The 20,861-nt window shown below is 62.0% G+C and carries 18 protein-coding genes and 5 tRNA genes; 7 read left to right on the plus strand and 16 right to left on the minus strand.

Annotation, left to right across the window (positions count from 1 at the left end):
- Positions 1–49 precede the first annotated feature (49 nt).
- Entirely contained in the window at positions 50–3,346 is a 3,297-nt protein-coding gene (locus tag M5G11_RS25805; RefSeq protein ID WP_273912298.1) for an EAL domain-containing protein, read from the plus strand.
- A 78-nt stretch (positions 3,347–3,424) separates the two neighbouring features.
- Here the strand turns inward: M5G11_RS25805 and M5G11_RS25810 are convergent, their stop codons facing one another.
- Positions 3,425–4,384, minus strand: coding sequence for a tRNA dihydrouridine synthase (locus tag M5G11_RS25810; protein WP_273912297.1), 960 nt, complete (start codon positions 4,382–4,384; stop codon positions 3,425–3,427).
- A gap of 66 nt (positions 4,385–4,450) precedes the next feature.
- Between M5G11_RS25810 and cysC the strand changes: the two genes are divergently transcribed.
- On the plus strand, positions 4,451–5,056 hold the full coding sequence (cysC, locus tag M5G11_RS25815) for an adenylyl-sulfate kinase (protein WP_273912296.1): 606 nt from the start codon (positions 4,451–4,453) through the stop codon (positions 5,054–5,056).
- Here cysC and M5G11_RS25820 read toward each other — a convergent pair.
- From M5G11_RS25820 to gltX, 8 genes are all read right to left on the minus strand, one after another.
- Complete coding sequence (locus tag M5G11_RS25820; protein WP_273912295.1) at positions 5,053–5,496, minus strand: acyl-CoA thioesterase; 444 nt, start codon at positions 5,494–5,496, stop codon at positions 5,053–5,055. The two genes, cysC and M5G11_RS25820, sit on opposite strands and share 4 nt — an antisense overlap.
- A 43-nt stretch (positions 5,497–5,539) precedes the next feature.
- A complete protein-coding gene (locus M5G11_RS25825; protein ID WP_273912294.1) occupies positions 5,540–6,373 on the minus strand; it encodes an alpha/beta fold hydrolase in 834 nt (277 codons plus the stop codon).
- Between the two features lie 27 nt (positions 6,374–6,400).
- Positions 6,401–6,940, minus strand: a complete 540-nt coding sequence (locus M5G11_RS25830; RefSeq protein WP_273912292.1) for a TetR/AcrR family transcriptional regulator — start codon at positions 6,938–6,940, stop codon at positions 6,401–6,403.
- A 170-nt stretch (positions 6,941–7,110) separates the two neighbouring features.
- Positions 7,111–7,186, minus strand: a tRNA-Glu gene (locus M5G11_RS25835).
- A gap of 43 nt (positions 7,187–7,229) precedes the next feature.
- A tRNA-Ala gene (locus M5G11_RS25840) sits at positions 7,230–7,305 on the minus strand.
- A gap of 53 nt (positions 7,306–7,358) precedes the next feature.
- A tRNA-Glu gene (locus M5G11_RS25845) sits at positions 7,359–7,434 on the minus strand.
- 78 nt (positions 7,435–7,512) lie between these two features.
- Positions 7,513–7,588, minus strand: a tRNA-Ala gene (locus tag M5G11_RS25850).
- Positions 7,589–7,899: 311 nt separating this feature from the next.
- Positions 7,900–9,381: a glutamate--tRNA ligase gene (gene gltX, locus M5G11_RS25855; protein ID WP_273912291.1), complete on the minus strand. Its 1,482-nt coding sequence runs from the start codon at positions 9,379–9,381 to the stop codon at positions 7,900–7,902.
- 143 nt (positions 9,382–9,524) lie between these two features.
- Here gltX and M5G11_RS25860 point away from each other — a divergent pair, with 143 nt between their 5' ends.
- Both M5G11_RS25860 and M5G11_RS25865 read left to right on the plus strand, forming a co-directional pair.
- The gene (locus M5G11_RS25860; protein ID WP_273912290.1) at positions 9,525–10,565 is read left to right on the plus strand and encodes an HlyD family secretion protein; all 1,041 of its coding nucleotides are present in this window, start codon (positions 9,525–9,527) and stop codon (positions 10,563–10,565) included.
- Positions 10,555–12,105, plus strand: a complete 1,551-nt coding sequence (locus tag M5G11_RS25865; protein WP_476453916.1) for a DHA2 family efflux MFS transporter permease subunit — start codon at positions 10,555–10,557, stop codon at positions 12,103–12,105. The genes M5G11_RS25860 and M5G11_RS25865 overlap by 11 nt, the downstream gene beginning before the upstream one ends.
- A gap of 122 nt (positions 12,106–12,227) precedes the next feature.
- Here the strand turns inward: M5G11_RS25865 and uvrB are convergent, their stop codons facing one another.
- Complete coding sequence (uvrB, locus tag M5G11_RS25870; RefSeq protein WP_273914114.1) at positions 12,228–14,243, minus strand: excinuclease ABC subunit UvrB; 2,016 nt, start codon at positions 14,241–14,243, stop codon at positions 12,228–12,230.
- A 295-nt stretch (positions 14,244–14,538) separates the two neighbouring features.
- On the opposite strand from uvrB, the gene M5G11_RS25875 reads away from it, so the two are divergent.
- Positions 14,539–15,726 carry an amino acid aminotransferase gene (locus tag M5G11_RS25875; protein ID WP_273914113.1) on the plus strand — a complete coding sequence of 396 codons (1,188 nt, stop codon included), beginning with the start codon at positions 14,539–14,541 and terminating at the stop codon, positions 15,724–15,726.
- A 61-nt stretch (positions 15,727–15,787) separates the two neighbouring features.
- Positions 15,788–15,863 (plus strand) — tRNA-Asn (locus tag M5G11_RS25880).
- A 63-nt stretch (positions 15,864–15,926) separates the two neighbouring features.
- Here M5G11_RS25880 and M5G11_RS25885 read toward each other — a convergent pair.
- The 5 genes from M5G11_RS25885 to M5G11_RS25905 all read right to left on the minus strand — a co-directional run bounded on the left by M5G11_RS25885 (position 15,927) and on the right by M5G11_RS25905 (position 19,418).
- Positions 15,927–16,343 (minus strand): cupin domain-containing protein, encoded by a 417-nt coding sequence (locus M5G11_RS25885; protein ID WP_273914112.1) that lies wholly within the window; start codon positions 16,341–16,343, stop codon positions 15,927–15,929.
- A 91-nt stretch (positions 16,344–16,434) separates the two neighbouring features.
- On the minus strand, positions 16,435–16,995 hold the full coding sequence (locus M5G11_RS25890; protein ID WP_273914111.1) for a DUF1285 domain-containing protein: 561 nt from the start codon (positions 16,993–16,995) through the stop codon (positions 16,435–16,437).
- Positions 16,996–17,006: 11 nt separating this feature from the next.
- The gene (locus M5G11_RS25895; protein WP_273914110.1) at positions 17,007–17,609 is read right to left on the minus strand and encodes a DUF4823 domain-containing protein; all 603 of its coding nucleotides are present in this window, start codon (positions 17,607–17,609) and stop codon (positions 17,007–17,009) included.
- Between the two features lie 76 nt (positions 17,610–17,685).
- Positions 17,686–18,654, minus strand: a complete 969-nt coding sequence (locus M5G11_RS25900) for a GTP 3',8-cyclase MoaA (protein WP_273914109.1) — start codon at positions 18,652–18,654, stop codon at positions 17,686–17,688.
- A gap of 125 nt (positions 18,655–18,779) precedes the next feature.
- Positions 18,780–19,418, minus strand: a complete 639-nt coding sequence (locus M5G11_RS25905) for a TetR/AcrR family transcriptional regulator (RefSeq protein WP_273914108.1) — start codon at positions 19,416–19,418, stop codon at positions 18,780–18,782.
- Between the two features lie 72 nt (positions 19,419–19,490).
- On the opposite strand from M5G11_RS25905, the gene M5G11_RS25910 reads away from it, so the two are divergent.
- Positions 19,491–20,624, plus strand: a complete 1,134-nt coding sequence (locus M5G11_RS25910) for an aminotransferase class V-fold PLP-dependent enzyme (protein ID WP_273914107.1) — start codon at positions 19,491–19,493, stop codon at positions 20,622–20,624.
- Positions 20,625–20,658: 34 nt separating this feature from the next.
- On the opposite strand, the gene M5G11_RS25915 is transcribed toward M5G11_RS25910, so the two are convergent.
- A partial coding sequence (locus tag M5G11_RS25915) for a hypothetical protein (protein ID WP_273914106.1) occupies positions 20,659–20,861 on the minus strand: 203 nt, incomplete at its 5' end.

The raw sequence follows: 20,861 nt of genomic DNA on the forward strand, positions 1-20,861 counted from the left end.
ATCTGGACGGCCCGCCCCAAGGATGTTACCCGCCAAAGGTCTGGTATCGATGCCCAAATCAGCAAACCGTTTTCCGCGTCTGCCCCGTATCCACGCGGCGGACCCCCAGGAATCGGAGCAAACCTGGGAAAACGCACCGCAACTGTTGGCGGCCCTGAATGGCGCGCGCCTGGGTGCCTGGTTCTGGGACGTCGAGACCGGGCGGATCAGTTGGTCGCGCGGCACCCAGGCGCTGTTCGGTTTCGACCCGCAGCAGCCGCTGCCCAATGACCTCGACTACCTCGACCTGTTACCCATGGAAGACCGCGCGCGGACCTTGCAGGCGTTCAACGCCGTGCTCAATGGCGAGCCGGTGGAACAGGCGCTGCGCCACCGCATCCGCTGGCCCGACGGCAGCCTGCACTGGCTGGAAATCAACGGCAGCATGAGCAAGGACCGCCACGGCCGCCCGCAGATGATCGGGGTGATCCGTGAAATCACCCGCCAGCGCGAGCGTGAAACGGCGCTGATCAACTCGGAAAAGCGCTTTGCCACCCTCTTCCACCTGTCGCCGAACGTGATCCTGCTGACCCGCCGGGCCGACGGGATGATCTACGAAGTCAACCAGCACTTCGAAAACATCCTCGGTTGGCCGGCCGGCCAGATCACCGACAAGACCACCCTGGAGCTGGGCCTGTGGGTCAACCCCCAGCAGCGCCAGCAGGTGCTCGAGGCCACCCGTGGCAGCAACAGCCCGATCACCCTGGAGGTGCAGTTTCGCGCCAGCAGCGGGCAAATCCACGATGGCATCCTGTGCACCCAGAGCATCGAGCTTGAAGGCGTCGCCTACCTGCTCAGCACCTTTATCGACACCAGCGAACGCAAACGCGCCGAGCAGGCGCTCAAGGACAGCCAGGAACGCCTGGACCTGGCCCTGGACTCCGCGCAACTGGGCACCTGGGACTGGCATATCCCCAGCGGCATGCTCTATGGCTCGGCCCGCGCCGCACAATTGCACGGCCTGGACCCGGTGCCCTTCCATGAATCGTTCGAAGCCTTTTTCGAAGGCGTGCCCGAGCAGGAACGCAGCAGCATGCGCCAGGCCTACCGCAGCCTGCGTGAAGGGCCGGCGGGCAATTACCAGATCACCTACCGCATCCAGCTGGAAAACGGCACCTCGCGCTATATAGAAAGCCGCGCCCGCCTGTACCGCGACGAGAGCGGCAACCCGCTGCGCATGGCCGGCACCTTGCTGGACATCACCGACCAGGTTGAACGCGAACAGCGCCTGACCAGCTCGGAAGAGAAATTCGCCAGCCTGTTCCAGGTCAGCCCCGACCCGATCTGCGTAACGCGCCAGGAAACCGGGCAGTTCATCGAGATCAACCCGGCCTTCACCCAGACCTTCGGTTGGACCGCCGAGCAGGTGCTCAACCGCACCGCCGAGGAAATCGGCCTGTGGGCCGAGTCTGCCGAGCGCGCACGGCGCATCGAGCAGGTGATCCGCGACCAGGCGCTGAACAACGTGGCGGTAGTGGTCAACCATCAGGATGGCCTGCCGCTGACCTGCGTAATTTCCAGCCGCCTGATCAAGGTCGACAACCAGACCTGCAGCGTCACCACGCTGCGCGACATTACCCAGCAGCAGCGTGCGGAAGCGGCACTGAAGGCCAGTGAAGAGAAGTTCGCCATGGCCTTCCACGCCAGCCCCGACGCCATCACCATCACCGAGCGCGACAGCGGCCGCTACCTGGAGGTCAACGATGGCTTCTGCCGCCTGACCGGCTACAGCGCCAGCGAAGTGGTAGGCCTCAGCGCCCGCGATGTCGGCCTGTGGGCCGACGACAAGCAGCACGTCCTGCTGCTGGCCGAGGTACAGGAGCGCGGGCGCATCCACCACCGGGAAATGCTCGGGCGCAACAAGCAGGGCGACATCCTCACCGTGGAGGTGTCGGTCGAGCCGATCACCCTCAACGAGACCGACTGCCTGTTGCTCACTGCCCGTGATGTCAGCCAGCTGAAAAACGCCCAGGCGCAGATCCGCCACCTGGCCTACCACGACCCACTGACCAACCTGCCCAACCGCGCGCTGCTGATGGATCGCCTGAGCCAGCAGATCGCCCTGCTCAAACGCCACAACCTGCGCGGCGCGCTTCTGTTCCTCGACCTGGACCACTTCAAGCACATCAACGACTCGCTCGGCCACCCGGTCGGCGATACCGTGCTGAAGATCATCACCGCGCGCCTGGAAGCCAGCGTGCGCATGGAAGACACTGTCGCGCGACTCGGCGGGGACGAGTTCGTGGTGCTGCTCAGCGGCCTGGAGGGCAGCCGCGAGGACGTCACCGCCAAGGTCCGCGAGTTGGCCGATACCTTGCGCGAACTGCTCGCCGAGCCCATCTCGCTGGATGGCCAGCGCCTGCAGGTGACGCCGAGCATTGGCGTGGCGCTGATTCCAGACCACGGCTCGACCCCCGCCGACCTGCTCAAGCGCGCAGACATCGCGCTGTACCGCGCCAAGGATTCCGGGCGCAACACCACGCAGCTGTTCCATACCACCATGCAGAAGGCCGCCAGCGAGCGGCTGCGCATGGAAAGCGACCTGCGCCTGGCACTGGCCCGCGGCGAGCTGTCGTTGCACTTCCAGCCGCAAGTCGATGCCCGCGACAACCGCATTGTCGGCGCCGAGGTGCTGCTGCGCTGGCACCACCCGCAACTTGGGCAGCAGCCACCGGCGCAGTTCATTCAAGTGTTGGAAGAAAGCGGGATGATCCTGGAAGTCGGCAGCTGGATTCTCGACGAAGCCTGCGATGCCTGCTCGCGCATGTTGCAGGACGGGCTGATCGATGCCGAAGATTTCAGCCTGTGCGTGAACATCAGCCCTCGGCAGTTCCGCCAGAACGACTTCGTCGAACGGGTGCGGCGCAGCCTGGAGGACTATCGCCTGCCCTACCAGATGCTCAAGCTGGAGATTACCGAAGGCATCGTGATCCAGAACCTGGAGGACACCATCAGCAAGATGCGTGAGCTGAAAGCGTTCGGGGTAAGTTTTGCGATGGACGATTTCGGTACCGGGTATTCGTCGCTGACCTACCTCAAGCGCTTGCCGGTTGACGCGCTGAAGATCGACCAGTCATTTGTGCGCGATGCGCCGTTGGACCCGAATGATGCGGAGATTGTCCGGGCAATTGTGGCAATGGCGCGCAGCCTGGATCTGACGGTGATTGCCGAGGGGGTGGAGCAGACCGAGCAGCTGGAGTTCCTCGAACGGCTGGGGTGCCATTTGTATCAAGGGTACCTGCACAGCCGGCCGCTGCCACTCAATGAGTTCCGCGCGATGCTGTTGCAGGCGCCAGCGGACTATTGAGCGCATCGCGGGACCAGACCACTCCCACAGGTGCCAGGTCAAACCCTGTGGGAGCGGGCTGGCCCCGCGATGGCGCCCTCAAGCCGCCTCGGGCACCGGCACGCCGATCAACTGCCCAACCCGGTCGCAATCGGTCTCCCGGCGCAGCTCGGTAAACAGCGCAGTCGCCTCTGGGTAGGTGCGCGTGAGCATGGCCACCCATTGCTTCAGGCGCCCCGGCGCAGCACGCGGGGTCAGCTCCGCGCGGGCCTGGGACCAGAACTCCTGGATCAGTGGCAACAAGCCCTGCCAGTCCAGCGGCACGAACTCCACGCCATCGCGCACGGCCGCGATCTGCCGGGCCAGATCAGGGCGCGAGACCAGCCCGCGACCAAGCATGATGTCTTCCACGCCACTGACTTCGCGGCAACGCCGCCAGTCTTCCAGCGTCCACACCTCGCCGTTGGCGAACACCGGCACCTTGACCACGTCCTGCACTCGCGCCACCCACTCCCAATGCGCCGGCGGCTTGTAGCCTTCGACCTTGGTGCGCGCGTGCACCACCAGTTGCTCGGCGCCACCTTCGGCCAGCGCCAGCGCGCAGTCCATGGCGCCGTCCGGGCTATCGAAGCCCAGGCGCATCTTGGCGGTAACCGGAATATGCGCAGGCACCGCACGGCGCACCTCACGCAAGATGGCATGGAGCAACTCGGGCTCCTTCAGCAGCACAGCGCCACCCCGGGACTTGTTCACCGTCTTGGCCGGGCAACCGAAGTTCAGGTCGATCACCGGTGCACCCAGCTCGCAGGCCAACACGGCGTTTTCGGCCAGGCAGACCGGGTCGGAACCGAGCAATTGCACACGCATCGGCACGCCAGCGGCTGTTTGCGCACCATGGCGCAGCTCCGGGGCGAGCTTGTAGAACTCGCCCGGCGGCAGCAGGCGGTCATTGATGCGGATGAACTCGGTGACACACCAGTCGATCCCGCCCACACGGGTCAGGACGTCGCGCAGGATGTTGTCGACCAGCCCCTCCATCGGGGCCAGGGCAATTTGCATGTAAAGAAGGCCTGCGAAAAAAGCGGCAGTTTAACAAAGGGGCGAATGTGAAGGATGATCTTTACTTTGGCTGCGCCACGTACTAAATCTGCGCTACCGGCCCTGAAGATCAGCCAACCAGCCATGGAAGAGCGCAACGTGCACGAAGATTACCGCCAGCCACCGAGCATCATCTGGTTCACCGGGGTGTCCGGGGTGGGCAAGTCGACGATTTCCCAGGCCCTGAATGCCGCCTTGAGCCGCCGCCAGCGGCAGAGCTGCATTCTCGATGGTGACAAGCTGCGCCAAGGCCTCAATCGCAACCTGGGCTTCAGCCCGGCAGACCGCGCCGAAAGCGTACGTCGCGCCAGCGAGGTGGCGCGGATTCTGGCCGATACCGGCAACGTGGTGATCAGTGCGCTGATTTCGCCGTTCGCCCATGACCGAGCGCTGGCCCGGGCGCTGTTCGACGACTGTCCGTTCCACGAGGTGTACCTGCACGCCCCGCTGCAAACCCTGATTGCCCGCGACCCCAAGGGGCTGTACCGCAAGGCGCTGGCCGGCCTGATCAACGACTTCAGCGGCATCAGCGCAGACTATGAAGTGCCGCGTGACCCGGCGCTGAGCTTTGACACCTCACGCACCTCGGTGGATGAGATCGTCGAGCGGATCCTCGCCCATACCGGGCTCTAGGTCGACTGCGGGGCCGGCAAGGCGGCGCCATAGCCCTCAAGAAACTCTGGCGGCATGCGCTTGGGCTTGCCGGTGGACAATTCGATGCAGACAAACGTGGTTTGTGCGCGCAGCAAGGTGGTGCCATCGCTTGGGCGCACCAGCTGGAAATGCCGGGTCATCTTCAGGCGTTGATCCCAGTCGACGATCCAGGTTGCCAACTGCAACTCATCTTCTTCATAGGCGCTGGCCAGGTAGTCGATTTCGTGACGCACCACCGCCATGGCCCGGTCCAGGCGCCGATACTCGGCCAGGTCCAGCCCCAGGCGCTGGGAATGGCGCCAGGCGCAGCGCTCCAGCCAGGTGACGTAGACCGCGTTATTGGCGTGCCCCAGCCCGTCGATGTCTTCTGCACCGACGCGAAGGTCGATGACGAATGGCGTTGCCCGATCCCAACTCATGCCCGCTCCCGATTGTGGTGAACGGGCAGAGTGTAACGGATGCTCAGGCGGATTGGCGCGCCGGCAATGCACTGCGCTCCAGCAGCGTCATCACCCCTTCGACCAGTTGCGGGTCGGCCAGTACGCGCTGGTGCCCGCCCTCAGGCAACAGCAACAGACGACTGTCGAACCAGGCATCGTGAATCACCCGCGCCTCGCTGGCCGGCACCAGCCAATCGTCCTCGGCATGCACGATCAGGCCGGGCATCTCCAACTGATAGCGGGTGACATCAAGCTTCGACACCAGAACGCCGACATCCCGCTCGATCTGGCGAATGAACGCCGCGCGCGCCCGCCCCGGCATGCCCAGGTGGTTGGCGAAACCGCGCAGGACGCCGACCAGACGTGCTGGCGCGGCAATGCTTACCACGGCCTCGGCGCGCAACCCCCACTGCAAGGCCAGCAACACGCTCGCGCCGCCCATGGAGTGGCCGATCACCGCCTTCAGCGGTGGCAACTCCGCTGCCGCCTCCAGCAGCGCACGGGCAAATTGTGCCACGTTGGCCTGCGTGCCCGGTGAATGCCCATGGGCCGGGCCATCCAGCGAGACTGCCGTGTAGCCGGATGCCACCAGGGTTTCGATCAATTTGGCGAACTGCGTCGGCCGCCCTTCCCAACCATGCATCAGCAACACCGTAGGCCCCTTCCCCCAGCGCAACGCCGACAAGCCAAAGCGCAGGGTGATGCGCTCGGCGCTGGCCAGCAACGGCAGCTCCCAGTCGCGCGGCGGCCGGTTGCGCGGGGTCATGAAGGCCTGGCGCATCTTGTGGGCAACGCGCTCGGGAATCAGGTGGCCCAAGGTGCCATTAACGCCACGAATCCAGCTCAAGGTGTTCATCGCTTTGCTCCTGTGGAAAACGCGCGGTCAGATCACCGCCGATTTGGCGGCACGCAAGACACGGTCAGAAAGGTCGTCAGTACCCAGCGCGCGGGCCAGGGCCAGGCCGCCCACCATCAATGCCAGGTCAGCCAGCACCTTGTCGGCATCTTCGGGGCTGTCGGCCAGTTGCGCGGACATCAACTCGATGTGTTCGGCCAGTACCTGGCGGAACTCGTCTGGCAGGCGGGTCATTTCGCCCAGGGAAGTTGGCAGTGGGCAGGCATGCTCAGTGGCGTCGCGGTGCTTGCGCGACAGGTAGAAGGCCGCGACCAGCGCACGCCGCGCCTGGCCATCCAGTGCCGGGTCGACCTCCGACAGCAAGCCGCGACGCTCGCCCAGCAACTGACTGAACGCCTCCAGCATCAGGGCGTCCTTGCTTTCGAAGTGTGCATAGAAACCGCCAACCGTCAGGCCGGCGGCACCCATTACCTGGTTGACGCTGGGTTCGGCCGGGCCATGCTGGATCAACGCGCTGCGGGCCGCATCGAGGATGCGCTCACGGGTCCGGGCTTTCTTGTCGTTCATGGCTTGCCTCCGAAATATTATGATCGGAATATTATTCTCATAATATTTAAACGCAAGCACTTTCCCCTGCCCGATACCGCGACAAGGGAAAAAAACTTTTTGGAGGGGAAAAAACAAAAGGCTCATTCAATAATCGAATGAGCCTTGAAATCCCGCAAAGCGGGTAAAAATGGCGTCCCCTAGGGGACTCGAACCCCTGTTACCGCCGTGAAAGGGCGGTGTCCTAGGCCACTAGACGAAGGGGACAAAAACCTTCGTGCAGGTTTGTTTACACAAACCTTGGCAAAATTGGTGGAGCTAAGCGGGATCGAACCGCTGACCTCCTGCATGCCATGCAGGCGCTCTCCCAGCTGAGCTATAGCCCCGGATTTTTCGTCTCGCGACGCTGCGACCTCTTTCGACATCGCATGTGTAAAACTGGCGTCCCCTAGGGGACTCGAACCCCTGTTACCGCCGTGAAAGGGCGGTGTCCTAGGCCACTAGACGAAGGGGACGCAACCCTTCTACCAATCGACCAAGCCTTGGGCTTGATCATGTTCGCAGTTATTACAACCAACTGCGAACCTGGAAATTGGTGGAGCTAAGCGGGATCGAACCGCTGACCTCCTGCATGCCATGCAGGCGCTCTCCCAGCTGAGCTATAGCCCCACAATGTCGCTTTGAACAGAATCGCTTGGCTGGGTGCTTCGCGCTTCGTTTCGTTCATCGCTGTGGACGGGGCGCATATTAAGATCGGATCACGAACCTGTCAAATATATTTTCAACAAAATTCGAATTTTTTTTCCGAGATAACAAACACTTACCGCCTTTGGGCAGGAAACACCCCGCAAAACCCGGGGCGAAAACCCTGTGGGAGCCGGCTTTGCCGGCGATGAGGCCGGCACTGACAGCAACCGCTGCGCGGTTGATCGCTGGCAAGGCCAGCTCCCACAAGGCCAACTACTACAGAAATTTCAGTGTCAGGCAATCGTGCCCAACAGCTTCTCCCACTCCTTGTTTTCCTTCTTCGACACGCCGCCCAGCAGGTCCAGCGCCTGGCGCAGACGGAAGCGGGTCAGGTCCGGGCCGAGGATTTCCATCGCATCGAGCACCGATACCGAGCTGGCCTGCCCGGTGATCGCGGCAAACATCAGCGGCATGGCATCACGCAGCTTCAGCTCCAGCGCCTCGACCACAGCCTGGATCACCCCGGTGATGCGCTCTTTTTCCCACTGACGCAGGCCTTCCAGCTTCCACAGGATCAACTGCATCACCTGACGCACCTGGTCACCGGACAGCTTCTTGCTTTCGAACAGCTTGGCGTCCAGCTTCAGCCCGCCTTCGAAGAAGAACCCACCCAACGGTGCGACCTGGCTGAAGGTTTCCACCCTGCCCTGCACGTGCGGCGCGATTTTCATCATGTAGTCGCTGTTGAACGCCCACTTCTGCACGCGCGCAGCAAACTCTTCCACCGGCAGGTCACGCAGCCACTGGCCATTGAGCCAGGACAGCTTCTCGATATCGAAGATCGGCCCGCCCAGGGACACGCGGGACAGGTCGAAGTGCTCGACCATTTCGTCCAGGGAGAACTTCTCGCGCTCGTCCGGCATCGACCAACCCATGCGGCCCAGGTAGTTCAGCATGGCTTCCGGCATGAAGCCCATGCGCTCGTAGAAGGTCACCGAGGTCGGGTTCTTGCGCTTGGACAGTTTGCTCTTGTCCGGGTTGCGCAACAGCGGCATGTAGCACAGCTGCGGCTGCTCCCAGCCGAAGTATTCATACAGCTTGATCAGCTTGGGCGCCGATGGCAGCCACTCTTCGCCACGCAATACGTGGGTGATGCCCATCAAATGGTCATCAACCACGTTGGCCAGGAAGTAGGTCGGCAGGCCGTCGGTCTTCATCAGCACCTGCATGTCCATGCGGTCCCACGGGATCTCGACGTCGCCACGCAGCAGGTCAGGCACCACGCAAGTGCCTTCGCTCGGCACCTTCATGCGGATAACGTGCGGCTCGCCAGCAGCCAGGCGGCGCTGCACTTCTTCGGCCGACAGCAGCAAGGCACGACCGTCATACCGCGGGGTTTCGCCGCGAGCCATCTGCTCGGCACGCATCTGGTCCAGCTCTTCGGCGGTGCAGAAGCACGGGAAGGCATGGCCCAGGTCAACCAGTTGCTGGGCGTACTGCTTGTAGATCTCGCCACGCTCGCTCTGCCGGTAAGGGCCGTGCGGGCCGCCGACATCCGGGCCTTCGCTCCATTCGATACCCAGCCAGCGCAGGGCATCGAAGATCTGCTGCTCGGACTCGCGGGTCGAACGCAACTGGTCGGTGTCTTCGATACGCAGGATGAACTCGCCGCCGTGCTGCTTGGCAAAGCAGTAGTTGAACAGGGCGATGTAGGCGGTGCCAACATGGGGATCGCCAGTAGGCGAAGGCGCGATACGCGTGCGAACGGTGGTCATGAGAGTCTCGAACAAGAGATGAAACAAAGGCTGGATGTTAACAGGGTGGAGGCGCCCGGCTCCAGTAATGGGCGCGATCACCCCTTGTGCGAGCGGATCCAAAGCTTGTTAAATCTGCTTACATTTTTAGAACGATCGTCCTCATGCCAGCTCAACTCAAGCGTCGCCTACTGATTTTTTTCACTCTGGTCGCCCTGATCGGCCTGTCTTTCCTGGCCCATTGGTACTTCAAGGGGCGCTTCTATGAAAGCACCGACAACGCCTACGTCCAGGGCGAAATCACCCGTGTGTCCAGCCAACTGGGTGCGCGCATCGATGAAGTACTGGTCGAAGACAACCAGCATGTCGCCAAAGGTGACCTGCTGGTGCGCCTGGAAGGCAACGACTTCCAGTTTGCCGTCGAGCGCGCCCGCGCCACCCTGACCACCCGTGAAGCGGAACGCGTCCAGGCGGAAAGCCGGTTGACCCAGCAAGCCAGCCTGATTGCCGCCAGCCAGGCCCAGGTGTCCGCCAGCCAGGCAACCCAGGGGCGTGCGCAACTGGACCTGAACCGTGCCCAGGCGCTGCGCAAGCCGGGTTTTGTTTCCGAGGAGCGGGTCACTACCCTGTCTGCGGAAAACAACATTGCCCACTCACAAGTGAACAAGGCCCAGGCCGACCTGCAAGGCCAGCGCCAGCAGGTCAACGCGCTGAGCGCCGAAATCAAGCGCCTCGACGCGCAGATCGCCACCGCCCGCACCGACCTGGCCCAGGCCGAGCTGAACCTGTCGCGCAGCGAGATCCACGCACCGATCAGCGGCATGATCGGCCAGCGCGCAGCACGCAATGGCCAATATGTGCAGGCCGGCGCCTACCTGCTGTCGATCGTTCCGGACCAGGCCATCTGGGTTCAGGCCAACTTCAAGGAAACCCAGATCGGCAAGATGCAACCCGGGCAAAAAGCCGAACTGCTCTTCGACAGCTACCCCGACACCCCGATCGAAGGTCGCGTCGACAGCCTGTTCGCCGCCTCCGGCGCGCAATTCAGCCTGCTGCCACCGGACAACGCCACCGGCAACTTCACCAAGGTGGTGCAGCGTATTCCGGTCAAGCTGACTTTCGCCGCCGACAACCCGCTGCGCGGCAAGATCCGCCCGGGCATGTCGGTGACCGCTACCATCGATATCCGCGACGATGGCCGGTGATCAACTGATCCGTCCCGCCGGCGAACCCACCCGGCGCGACTGGATCGCGGTGATGAGCGTGATGCTCGGCGCCTTCATGGCGGTGCTGGACATCCAGATCACCAACTCCTCGCTCAAGGATATCCAGGGCGCGCTGTCAGCGACCCTGGAAGAAGGCTCGTGGATTTCCACCTCGTACCTGGTGGCCGAGATCATCATGATCCCGCTGACCGCCTGGCTGGTGCAGCTGCTGTCAGCGCGGCGCCTGGCGGTATGGGTGTCGCTGGGCTTCCTGTTCTCGTCCCTGCTCTGCTCCATGGCCTGGAACCTGGAAAGCATGATCGTGTTCCGCGCCATGCAGGGCTTTACCGGCGGCGCGCTGATCCCCCTGGCGTTCACCCTGACCCTGATCAAGCTGCCCGAGCACCATCGCGCCAAGGGCATGGCCATGTTCGCCATGACCGCGACCTTTGCACCGTCCATCGGCCCGACCCTGGGCGGCTGGCTGACCGAGAACTGGGGCTGGGAGTACATCTTCTACATCAACATCCCGCCAGGCCTGATCATGATCGCCGGCTTGATGTACGGGCTGGAGAAGAAGGAAGCGCACTGGGAACTGCTCAAGAGCACCGACTACACCGGGATTGTCACCCTGGGCGTTGGCCTGGGCTGCTTGCAGGTGTTCCTTGAAGAAGGCCACCGCAAGGACTGGCTGGAATCCAGCCTGATCGTCAGCCTGGGCAGCATCGCCCTGATCAGCCTGATCACCTTCGTGATCGTGCAGCTCTCCAAACCCAACCCGCTGATCAACCTGCGCATCCTGCAGAACCGCAACTTCGGGCTATCAAGCATCGCCAGCCTGGGGATGGGGGTCGGGTTGTATGGTTCGATCTATCTGTTGCCGCTGTACCTGGCGCAGATCCAGAACTACAACGCCCTGCAGATCGGTGAAGTGATCATGTGGATGGGGGTGCCGCAGCTATTCCTGATCCCGCTGATTCCCCAACTGATGAAGGTGATATCACCGAAAATCCTCTGCGCGGTAGGTTTCGGCCTGTTTGGCCTGGCGAGCTTCAGCTCCGGCGTACTCAACCCGGACTTTGCCGGCACCCAGTTCAATCACATCCAGATCATCCGGGCGTTGGGCCAACCAATGATCATGGTGACCATCTCGTTGATTGCCACGGCCTATATCCAGCCGCAGGACGCGGGGTCGGCGTCGAGCCTGTTCAATATCCTGCGCAACCTGGGTGGCGCCATCGGCATTGCGCTGCTGGCAACGTTGCTGGATGCCCGGGGCAAGGTGTATTTCGATTACCTGCGTGAATCCATCGTGCCCACCAACCCGCAGGTGGCGGAGCGCATAGCGCTGCTGGCGGAGAAGTTGGGCAGTGAGACGGCGGCGCTGGGCAAGCTAAGCGAGATTACCCACCAGCAGGCGATGATCATGGCCTACAACGATGCCTTCCACTTTGTCGGTATCGGGCTGGCGATCAGCATGGTGGCGGTGATGCTGACCAAGAAATTGCCGCAGGGGCTCAAGGCAGGTGAGGCACATTGACTGAGGTGCCTCTTGCACAACTTTTGTAGCCGCTGCCGACAGGCTGCGCTGGAGCCCGTCAGGGGTCCCAAAAGCGGCGCCTGCCATGCAGGCGAGCGCAGCCTGACGGCAGCGGCTACACCTCAAAGGGTCAGCAGGCGCTCACGCAACTGGGTAATCTCGTCACGCAACTGCGCAGCCGCCTCGAATTCCAAGTCCCGCGCCAACTGATACATCTTCTCCTCCAGTTGCTTGATGCGCTTGGTGACCTCCGCCGGTGAGCGCAGCTCGGCTTCGTACCGCGCGCTCTCCTCCGCCGCCTTGGCCATGCCCTTGCGCTTCTTGCTGCGCGAGCCGGGCACCGTGGCGCCTTCCATGATGTCGGTGACATCCTTGACCACACCCTTGGGCACGATGCCGTTGGCAGCGTTGAAGGCGATCTGCTTGTCGCGCCGACGCTCGGTCTCGCCAATGGCCCGCTCCATGGAGCCGGTCATCCGGTCGGCATACAGAATCGCTCGACCATTGAGGTTACGCGCCGCCCGACCAATGGTCTGGATCAACGAACGCTCCGAGCGCAGGAAGCCCTCCTTGTCGGCATCCAGAATCGCCACCAGCGACACCTCCGGCATGTCCAACCCTTCACGCAGCAGGTTGATCCCCACCAGCACGTCGAACACGCCCAGGCGCAGGTCACGAATGATCTCCACCCGCTCCACGGTGTCGATGTCCGAGTGCAGGTAACGCACGCGCACATCGTGATCGGCCAGGTAGTCGGTCAAGTCTTCGGCCATGCGCTTGGTCAAGGTGGTGACCAGCACTCGCTCCTCGATTGCCGCGCGCTTGTGGATCTCGGACAGCAAGTCATCGACCTGGGTGGTCGCCGGGCGCACCTCGATCTGCGGGTCGACCAGCCCGGTAGGCCGCACCACCTGCTCGACCACCCGGCCGGCATGGTCGGCTTCGTACGGGCCGGGGGTTGCCGAGACGAATATGGTCTGCGGGCTGACGCCCTCCCACTCGTCAAAGCGCATTGGCCGGTTGTCCAGTGCCGAGGGCAGGCGGAAGCCGTATTCCACCAGGGTTTCTTTACGTGAGCGATCGCCCTTGTACATCGCCCCGACCTGCGGAACGCTGACGTGGGATTCATCGATGACCAGCAGCGAATCTGCCGGCAAATAGTCATACAAGGTGGGCGGCGCAGCACCCGCCGGGCGCCCGGAGAGGTAACGCGAGTAGTTTTCGATGCCGTTGCAGTAGCCCAGCTCGAGAATCATCTCCAAATCAAAACGGGTGCGCTGCTCCAGGCGCTGGGCCTCCACCAGCTTGTTGGCCTTGTGCAGGTATTCCAGACGCTCCTGCAACTCGACCTTGATGCCCTCGACCGCCTCAAGCAGCGTCTCGCGCGGCGTGACGTAGTGGCTCTTGGGGTAGAAGGTGAAACGCGGCAGCTTGCGGATCACCTCGCCGGTCAGCGGGTCGAACGCAGCGATATTCTCCACTTCGTCGTCAAACAACTCGATCCGGATGGCTTCCAGATCGGATTCGGCGGGGAAGATGTCGATCACGTCGCCCCGCACCCGGAAGGTCGAGCGGGCAAAGTCCATCTCGTTGCGGGTGTACTGCAAGTCAGCCAGGCGGCGCAGCAGTGCGCGCTGGTCGAGCTTGTCGCCACGGTCCACGTGCAGGACCATCTTCAGGTAGGTTTCCGGGCTGCCCAGGCCATAGATGCACGACACCGTGGTGACGATGATCGCGTCACGCCGCTCAAGCAGCGCCTTGGTGGCCGACAGGCGCATCTGCTCGATATGGTCGTTGATCGAGGCGTCCTTCTCGATGAAGGTATCGGACGAGGGTACGTAGGCTTCCGGCTGGTAGTAGTCGTAGTAGGAGACGAAGTATTCCACCGCATTGTTCGGGAAGAACGACTTGAACTCGCCGTACAACTGCGCCGCCAACGTCTTGTTCGGCGCCAGCACCAGGGTCGGCCGCTGCACCTGGGCAATCACGTTGGCGATGCTGAAGGTCTTGCCCGAACCGGTCACCCCGAGCAGGGTCTGGTGTGCCAACCCCGCCTCGATGCCTTCGACCATCTGGCGAATGGCCTCGGGCTGATCGCCAGCCGGCTGGAAGCGGGTAACGAGCTGAAACTCGGACATGACAAACCCCTGCGAGTAAGCGGATACAAGCAACTGTATTTATAGACAGTAGTTATACCCAATTTTAGGCGCCCAGCGCCAGTTTCAAGGCCAACACCGCGACATTTCCCCTCGGTTGACCCGCCGAATCGACTAACGGTCGAAAAATATTCGGCCAAACAGCAGGAAAAGCTGCGACAGCCTGTCGCCGTGACCGACGGGTATCACTATACTGACTCCCCGTTTGTGCACCGCTCTAGTGCATCCGACTGGAGCGTGCGACCCCTATCACTCTCCATTCAGAGCCAAGGTAATAATGAGCCTGTTTTCCGCTGTCGAGCTGGCACCACGCGATCCCATTCTGGGCCTCAACGAAGCTTTCAACGCCGATACCCGCACCCACAAGGTGAACCTGGGCGTAGGTGTGTACTGCAACGAAGAAGGGCGTATTCCACTGCTGCGTGCGGTCATCGAAGCCGAAACCCAACGTGCAGCCCAGCACGCCTCCCGTGGCTACCTGCCGATCGACGGCATCGTGGCGTACGACCAGGCCGTGCAGAAGCTGCTGTTCGGTGCCGAGTCCCCTCTGCTGGCCGCTGGCCGCGTGATCACCACCCAGGCTGTCGGCGGTACCGGCGCGCTGAAGATCGGTGCCGACTTCCTCAAGCTGCTGTCGCCCAATGCCGTCGTCGCCATCAGCGACCCGAGCTGGGAAAACCACCGCGCGCTGTTCGAAACCGCTGGTTTCCCGGTACAGAACTATCGCTATTACGACGCCGCCACCCACGACGTCAACCGCAGCGGCATGCTCGAAGACCTGAACGCCCTGCCGTCCGGCTCGATCATCGTACTGCACGCCTGCTGCCACAACCCGACTGGCGTCGACCTCAGCCCTGAAGACTGGGGCAACGTGCTGGAAGCGATCAAGGCCAAGGGGCACATTCCGTTCCTCGACATGGCGTACCAGGGCTTCGGTGCCGGCATCGACGAAGACGCCGCTGCTGTGCGCCTGTTCGCCGAATCGGGCCTGGACTTCTTCGTGTCCAGCTCGTTCTCCAAATCCTTCTCGCTGTACGGCGAGCGCGTCGGTGCCCTGTCCATCGTCACCGCGTCGAAGGAAGAAAGCGTGCGCGTGCTGTCGCAGGTCAAGCGCGTGATCCGCACCAACTACTCCAACCCGCCGACTCACGGCGCGACCATCGTCGCCACCGTGCTGAACAGCCCTGAGCTGCGCGACATGTGGGAAACCGAACTGGCCGAGATGCGCCAGCGCATTCGCGGCATGCGCAACCAGATGGTTGACCTGCTGGGCGCCAAGGCCGACTTCAGCTTCGTCGGTCGCCAGCGCGGGATGTTCTCCTACTCGGGCCTGAGCGTTGAGCAGGTTGCCCGTCTGAAGAACGAGTTCGGTATCTATGCACTGGACACCGGCCGCATCTGCGTGGCTTCGCTGAACCAGAACAACATCGAAGTCGTGACCAACGCGATCATCGAAGTCCTGTAAGCGTGAATTGCTCGGGGGAGGCTTGACTTCCCCTTAGCAATCAGTAAGATACGCCACAGATTCCGCGATAGCTCAGTCGGTAGAGCAAATGACTGTTAATCATTGGGTCCCAGGTTCGAGTCCTGGTCGCGGAGCCAAACATCTGAAAAAGCCTCCAGTTGCGCAAGCACTGGAGGCTTTTTCGTTTCCGGCTGGAAAAATCAGGGCTTGTAAGGTTCGGTCAGCGGCTGCGGCTCATCGACCAGGCCCCACACCAACAGGCGTGCCGGCTGGGTATTGCTGGCGTTGCGCGACATCAGGTGAACGGTACCCGGCGCCTCGTACCAGTATTCGCCTTTCTTGAAGGTTTTCGGCTCTTCGCCCTTGAGCTGGGAGACCACCGCCCCTTCCAGCACATAAGCCATCACCGCTCCCGGATGCTGGTGCGCCAACGAATGCTGGCCCGGCTTGTAGCTCACCGTGAGCATGATCACCTTCTTGCCGGGGGCATTGCTGATCTGCTGCTCCTGCAGCACCTTGAGTGCTTCCTGGCCCTCCTCGCCATGGGCCCAGAGGGGCGTGGCGACGGACAGACAGACAAACGCCAGCATCAAGCCGGACAGCAGACGGGGTTTCATGGGCAGGCACCTCATTGGCATGTGGGAGTAAGCGCAGGTTAGAGCGCAACTCACGCCACACAAATAGCCAATTCAGCGGAAAACGCGGGGCCTACGGGTGACCAATGGGGAAGAATTCCCCGCCACTCCAAACTCCCAGCCACTGCTCGCCATCGATCTCGCGCGCCACGGCCAGCTCGACCAGCTGATAGAAGACATTGCGATGAATCAGCGCTTCCAGGTTAGTGCGCATGTGCACATAAGGTGATGGTTCTGCCGTGAGCGGATCGATCACGAAGCGCAGGGGATGCTCGGGGCCGGCCTCGACCTGCTCCTCGACATTGCTGGTAAAACGCAGCAGTTGCTGTTCACCATCGCCCTGTACTTCCAGGGCAACGGCGACGAACGGCGCATCGTCGACCTTGATGCCGACCTTCTCCACCGGGGTAATCAGGAAGTAATCATCACCATCGCGGCGAATGATGGTGGAGAACAGCTTGACCATCGGCTTGCGACCAATCGGCGTACCCAGATAAAACCAGGTGCCATCGCGGGCGATACGCATGTCGATATCGCCACAGAAGTCCGGATTCCACAGGTGCACCGGTGGCAGGCCTTTTTCCGCCTTGGGAATTTGCGCCAACAGATCGTTGGCCTTGCCGGTACCTGCCATCTTCACACTCCTCAGCGACTCATGCCCAATAGGCTGCGAGCGTAATCCTCAAGCGGTGGGCCGAGCAAATCTTCCGGCTTGTTGTCGTGGAACGTCAGCAAACCGCCGCGACTGCGAATGGTCGTGGTGTCGATCAGGTAGCGCGTGCTGGTTTCGATCAGCATCAGCTGAATAGTGCCGGTATCGATACCCAGGCGGTCCACTGCCTGCTCGTCATACCACTCGTCGCCATTGCCGATACGGTCGTCAGCCTTGGCGAAACGGGTGTACAGCAGGTAATGCGCGCCCACTGAGCGGGCCTCTTCCAGCGCCTGTTCCAGCCCCAGCGGCCCACGCGCCCGGCGCACCATCGGGAAGTACTCGACGAAGCCCTTGAAGGCCACCTCGGCCACTACGTTCGGGCGCGGATAGGATCCGCCAGGTGGCATGAAGGCGCCCTGGCCGATGTAAATGAATGAGTCGGGTTGCAGGCGCAGCGACATCGAGCGGCGAGTTTCGCTGTGGTCGAGCAGGCCCGCATCACTCATGTGGTACTGCACGCCATCACCCATATCACTGACATTCATGCAGCCGCCCAGCACCAACAGTGCCAGCGACAGAACCAGGCTACGCATCTTTCCTCCAGAGGCCGGCGACGGAAAACCGGCGAACAGCCGGCAGATGCAGGTTTTGCGCCAGCTTGCCGATGGATCAGCCGCCGATGATTTTCATCACCGTGGCACCCCCGGAAAACGCCACCGCCTGCTTGTCGCCCAGGGCCTTGACCAGCAGCCCCTGCAACGCTGGCAGCGCCTGATGACGCGGCTTGTCGAGCAAGTCGCCGACGTAATGGCGGTTACTCGAAGACAGGCAGCCATGCAGCCAGCCGGTGGAGGAAAGACGCAGGCGCGAGCAGGTCCGACAGAACGGCACGCTCTCGTTGGCGATCACCCCGAAGAAGCCTTTGCCTGGGATGCGGTAGCGCAATGCCGTGGCATCCACCGGCGCATCGGCTTGCAGGTACTCGTGGTGATCGCCGATCAGGCGCAGCAACTCATCAAGGCTGACAAACTGCTGGAGGAATGAATTGCTGTCGCGGGCCAGGTGCCCCATGCGCATCAGCTCGATGAAGCGCAACTCGTAGCCCCGCTCAAGGCAGTAGTCGAGCAGCGGCATGACCTGATCAAGGTTCTGCCCGCGCAACGGGACCATGTTGACCTTGATCTTCATGCCGGCTTGGCTGGCCTGCTCCATGCCCATCAGCACACTGCGCAGGTCGCCGCCGCGAGCGATACCGCGAAACGCCTCTGCGTCCATTGTATCGAGCGACACATTGAGCCGGCGAATGCCCGCCGCCTGCAGCACTGGCAGCTTGCGCGAGAGCAACTGGCCGTTGGTGGTCAGGCTGATATCGTCCAGGCCGAGCGTTGAGACTGAAGCAAGGAAGGTTTCGAGCTTGGGGCTGACCAGCGGCTCACCGCCGGTGATGCGCAGGCGCTCGATGCCGGCAGCCTCGATCAGGTAGGCCACGCCGCGCGCCATGGCCTCGGCACTGAGCTCATCCTGGGCAGCGACCAGCCGCTTGCCGTCCGGCACACAGTAGGTGCAGGCGTAGTTACAAGCAGCAGTGAGGCTGACACGCAAATTGCGAAAACGTCTGCCCTGGCGGTCGACGATCATGAAGCACTCCGGCATGGATAATTCGGCTCGCAAAACTTGACTCAAAAATCAAGTTTTTACAAGCCTCATACCTGAGTATATTCCTGACCGTCATCGCCCCATAGCACTGGAACGACATTCAGCTATCAGTTGGAGGACGGTTCCGGGTCACGCTTGCGCTTGTTGCCCATGCGCACGCCGATATCCATCAGGAATTGGAAGAAGCCTTCCTGATCTTCCAGCACGTTGCTCCAGAATGGCGAGTGGTACAGAGCCACAGCGCCGTGTACCAACGCCCAGGCGGCGCAGTAGTGGAAATACGGCGGCACGTCTTCGAGCTTGCCTTCGCTGATGCGACCCTTGATCAGCAGGGTCAGTCGTTCGAAGTTGGACGCGCGGATCTTGTGCAGCTCTTCGACCATTTCCGGCACCTGCTGGCCCTTGACCACCTTCTCTTCGAGACGGTCGAAGAGCCGGTAGCGCTGCGGGTCACGCATGCGGAATTCGAAGTAGGCACGCGACAGGGCTTCCTTGTCACGATCGACATCGGCAGAGTGCAGCAATTCGTTCAAATCGCGCTCGTAGTCGAGCATCAGGCGTAGGTAGATCTCCGCCTTGGATTTGAAATGCTTGTAGATCGTGCCTTTGCCGATACCGACTGCATCAGCGATCATCTCGACGGTGACGCTATCTTCACCCTGGTCGAGAAACAGCTTTAGCGCGGTATCGAGAATTTCTTGCTCACGGCGACGAAACTCACGGACCTTACGAGGTTCTTTCTGCATAAGAAGGACTGGATCAAAATCGAAGCCCGGTATTATGCCTAACTTGCGCCAAAATGCACGGATCATCCGCCCATGCCTATGTTTCATGATGAGTTCGAGCAGGCCAGCGGCCTGTGCTACCTGAACCATGCCGCCGTTGCACCCTGGCCCAAACGCGCCAGCGAGGCCGTGGCGCGCTTTGCCAAAGAGAACGTTTTACTGGGCGCCCGCGATTACCCGGACTGGATGGCCAAGGAGCAGCACCTGCGTGAACGGCTCCAGCGCCTGACGAACGCACCGTCAACGGATGACATTGCACTGGTCAAGAATACTTCCGAGGCGCTGTCGTTCGTCGCCTTCGGCCTGAGCTGGCAAACGGGCGAGCAGATCGTCATCAGTGACGAGGAGTTCCCCTCCAACCGCATCGTCTGGGAAGCGCTCGCCGACCAGGGCGTCGAAGTCATCCAGGTCAGCCTCAAGGGCGACGACCCGGAGGGCGCCCTGCTCGCCGCGTGCGGGCCGCAAGTGCGCCTGCTGGCAATCAGTGCGGTGCAATTCGCCACAGGCCTGCGCTTGGACCTAGCGCGCCTTGGCCAAGGTTGCCGCGAGCGCGGCGTGTTGTTCTGTATCGACGCGATCCAGCAGTTGGGCGCCCTGCCCTTCGACGTGCAGGCCTACCAGTGCGACTTCGCCATGGCTGACGGCCACAAGTGGATGCTCGGCCCCGAGGGACTGGGCGTCTTCTATTGCCGCGCCGAGTTGCGCCCACAGCTCAAGCTCAACCAATACGGCTGGCACATGCTCGAACACATGGGCGATTACACCCGCACCCACTGGGAACCGGCCCACAGCGCGCGGCGCTTCGAATGCGGCAGCCCGAACATGCTCGGCGCCGTGGCGCTGGAGGCGAGCCTGTCGTTGCTCGAAGAAGTGGGTATCGGCCAGGTAGCAGCGGCCATCGAGGAGCGCGTGCACTGGCTGAGCACCGGCCTGCTGGCGATTCCGGGCGTGCGGTTGCATAGCCCGCTGGACGCTGGCAAGCGCGCCGGTATCGTTTCGTTCAGCATTGATGGCGTCGAAAACACGGAGGTTCATCAGCGATTGAAGGCCGCGCAGGTGGTCTGCATCCCGCGCGGGCCTGGGGTGCGTTTTTCCCCACATTTCTATACAGAACGCCGCGTGATCGACGCAACACTGGCCATGGTCAGAAAAATTGCAGAGCGATGAGTGCTCAGCAGCCTGCGGCGTATTCCAAATCTGTTTAAAAAACGATCAGCACCCAGTGGAATCGCGCCAATCCTGACCAATACTTGAGGAGTCGGCGCAGCACATCCCCCCAAGTGGTGCGCTGATAAAGGTGATCATGGACCGCTCGCCTTTGTTTTACTCCTAATGGTCTTAACCCGGATTCCCCCCCAGAGCCCGGGTTTTTTTTGTCCATCTTTTGAGGTTGTAGATACCGTC

Source organism: Pseudomonas fontis, assembly GCF_028656955.1.
In the GTDB taxonomy this organism is placed as follows: Bacteria; Pseudomonadota; Gammaproteobacteria; order Pseudomonadales; family Pseudomonadaceae; genus Aquipseudomonas; species Aquipseudomonas fontis.

Bases quoted from the DNA above. Each gene is read 5' to 3' on its own strand.
- uvrB (WP_273914114.1), bottom strand. From the start codon at position 14,243: ATGTCCGAGTTTCAGCTCGTTACCCGCTTCCAGCCGGCTGGCGATCAG.
- M5G11_RS25895 (WP_273914110.1), bottom strand. From the start codon at position 17,609: ATGCGTAGCCTGGTTCTGTCGCTGGCACTGTTGGTGCTGGGCGGCTGC.
- M5G11_RS25910 (WP_273914107.1), top strand. From the start codon at position 19,491: ATGCCTATGTTTCATGATGAGTTCGAGCAGGCCAGCGGCCTGTGCTAC.
- M5G11_RS25820 (WP_273912295.1), bottom strand. From the start codon at position 5,496: ATGAGTTGGGATCGGGCAACGCCATTCGTCATCGACCTTCGCGTCGGT.
- M5G11_RS25830 (WP_273912292.1), bottom strand. From the start codon at position 6,940: ATGAACGACAAGAAAGCCCGGACCCGTGAGCGCATCCTCGATGCGGCC.
- M5G11_RS25905 (WP_273914108.1), bottom strand. From the start codon at position 19,418: ATGCAGAAAGAACCTCGTAAGGTCCGTGAGTTTCGTCGCCGTGAGCAA.
- M5G11_RS25865 (WP_476453916.1), top strand. From the start codon at position 10,555: ATGGCCGGTGATCAACTGATCCGTCCCGCCGGCGAACCCACCCGGCGC.
- M5G11_RS25885 (WP_273914112.1), bottom strand. From the start codon at position 16,343: ATGAAACCCCGTCTGCTGTCCGGCTTGATGCTGGCGTTTGTCTGTCTG.
- M5G11_RS25900 (WP_273914109.1), bottom strand. From the start codon at position 18,654: ATGATCGTCGACCGCCAGGGCAGACGTTTTCGCAATTTGCGTGTCAGC.
- M5G11_RS25890 (WP_273914111.1), bottom strand. From the start codon at position 16,995: ATGGCAGGTACCGGCAAGGCCAACGATCTGTTGGCGCAAATTCCCAAG.
- M5G11_RS25805 (WP_273912298.1), top strand. From the start codon at position 50: ATGCCCAAATCAGCAAACCGTTTTCCGCGTCTGCCCCGTATCCACGCG.
- gltX (WP_273912291.1), bottom strand. From the start codon at position 9,381: ATGACCACCGTTCGCACGCGTATCGCGCCTTCGCCTACTGGCGATCCC.
- M5G11_RS25860 (WP_273912290.1), top strand. From the start codon at position 9,525: ATGCCAGCTCAACTCAAGCGTCGCCTACTGATTTTTTTCACTCTGGTC.
- M5G11_RS25810 (WP_273912297.1), bottom strand. From the start codon at position 4,384: ATGCAAATTGCCCTGGCCCCGATGGAGGGGCTGGTCGACAACATCCTG.
- M5G11_RS25875 (WP_273914113.1), top strand. From the start codon at position 14,539: ATGAGCCTGTTTTCCGCTGTCGAGCTGGCACCACGCGATCCCATTCTG.
- M5G11_RS25825 (WP_273912294.1), bottom strand. From the start codon at position 6,373: ATGAACACCTTGAGCTGGATTCGTGGCGTTAATGGCACCTTGGGCCAC.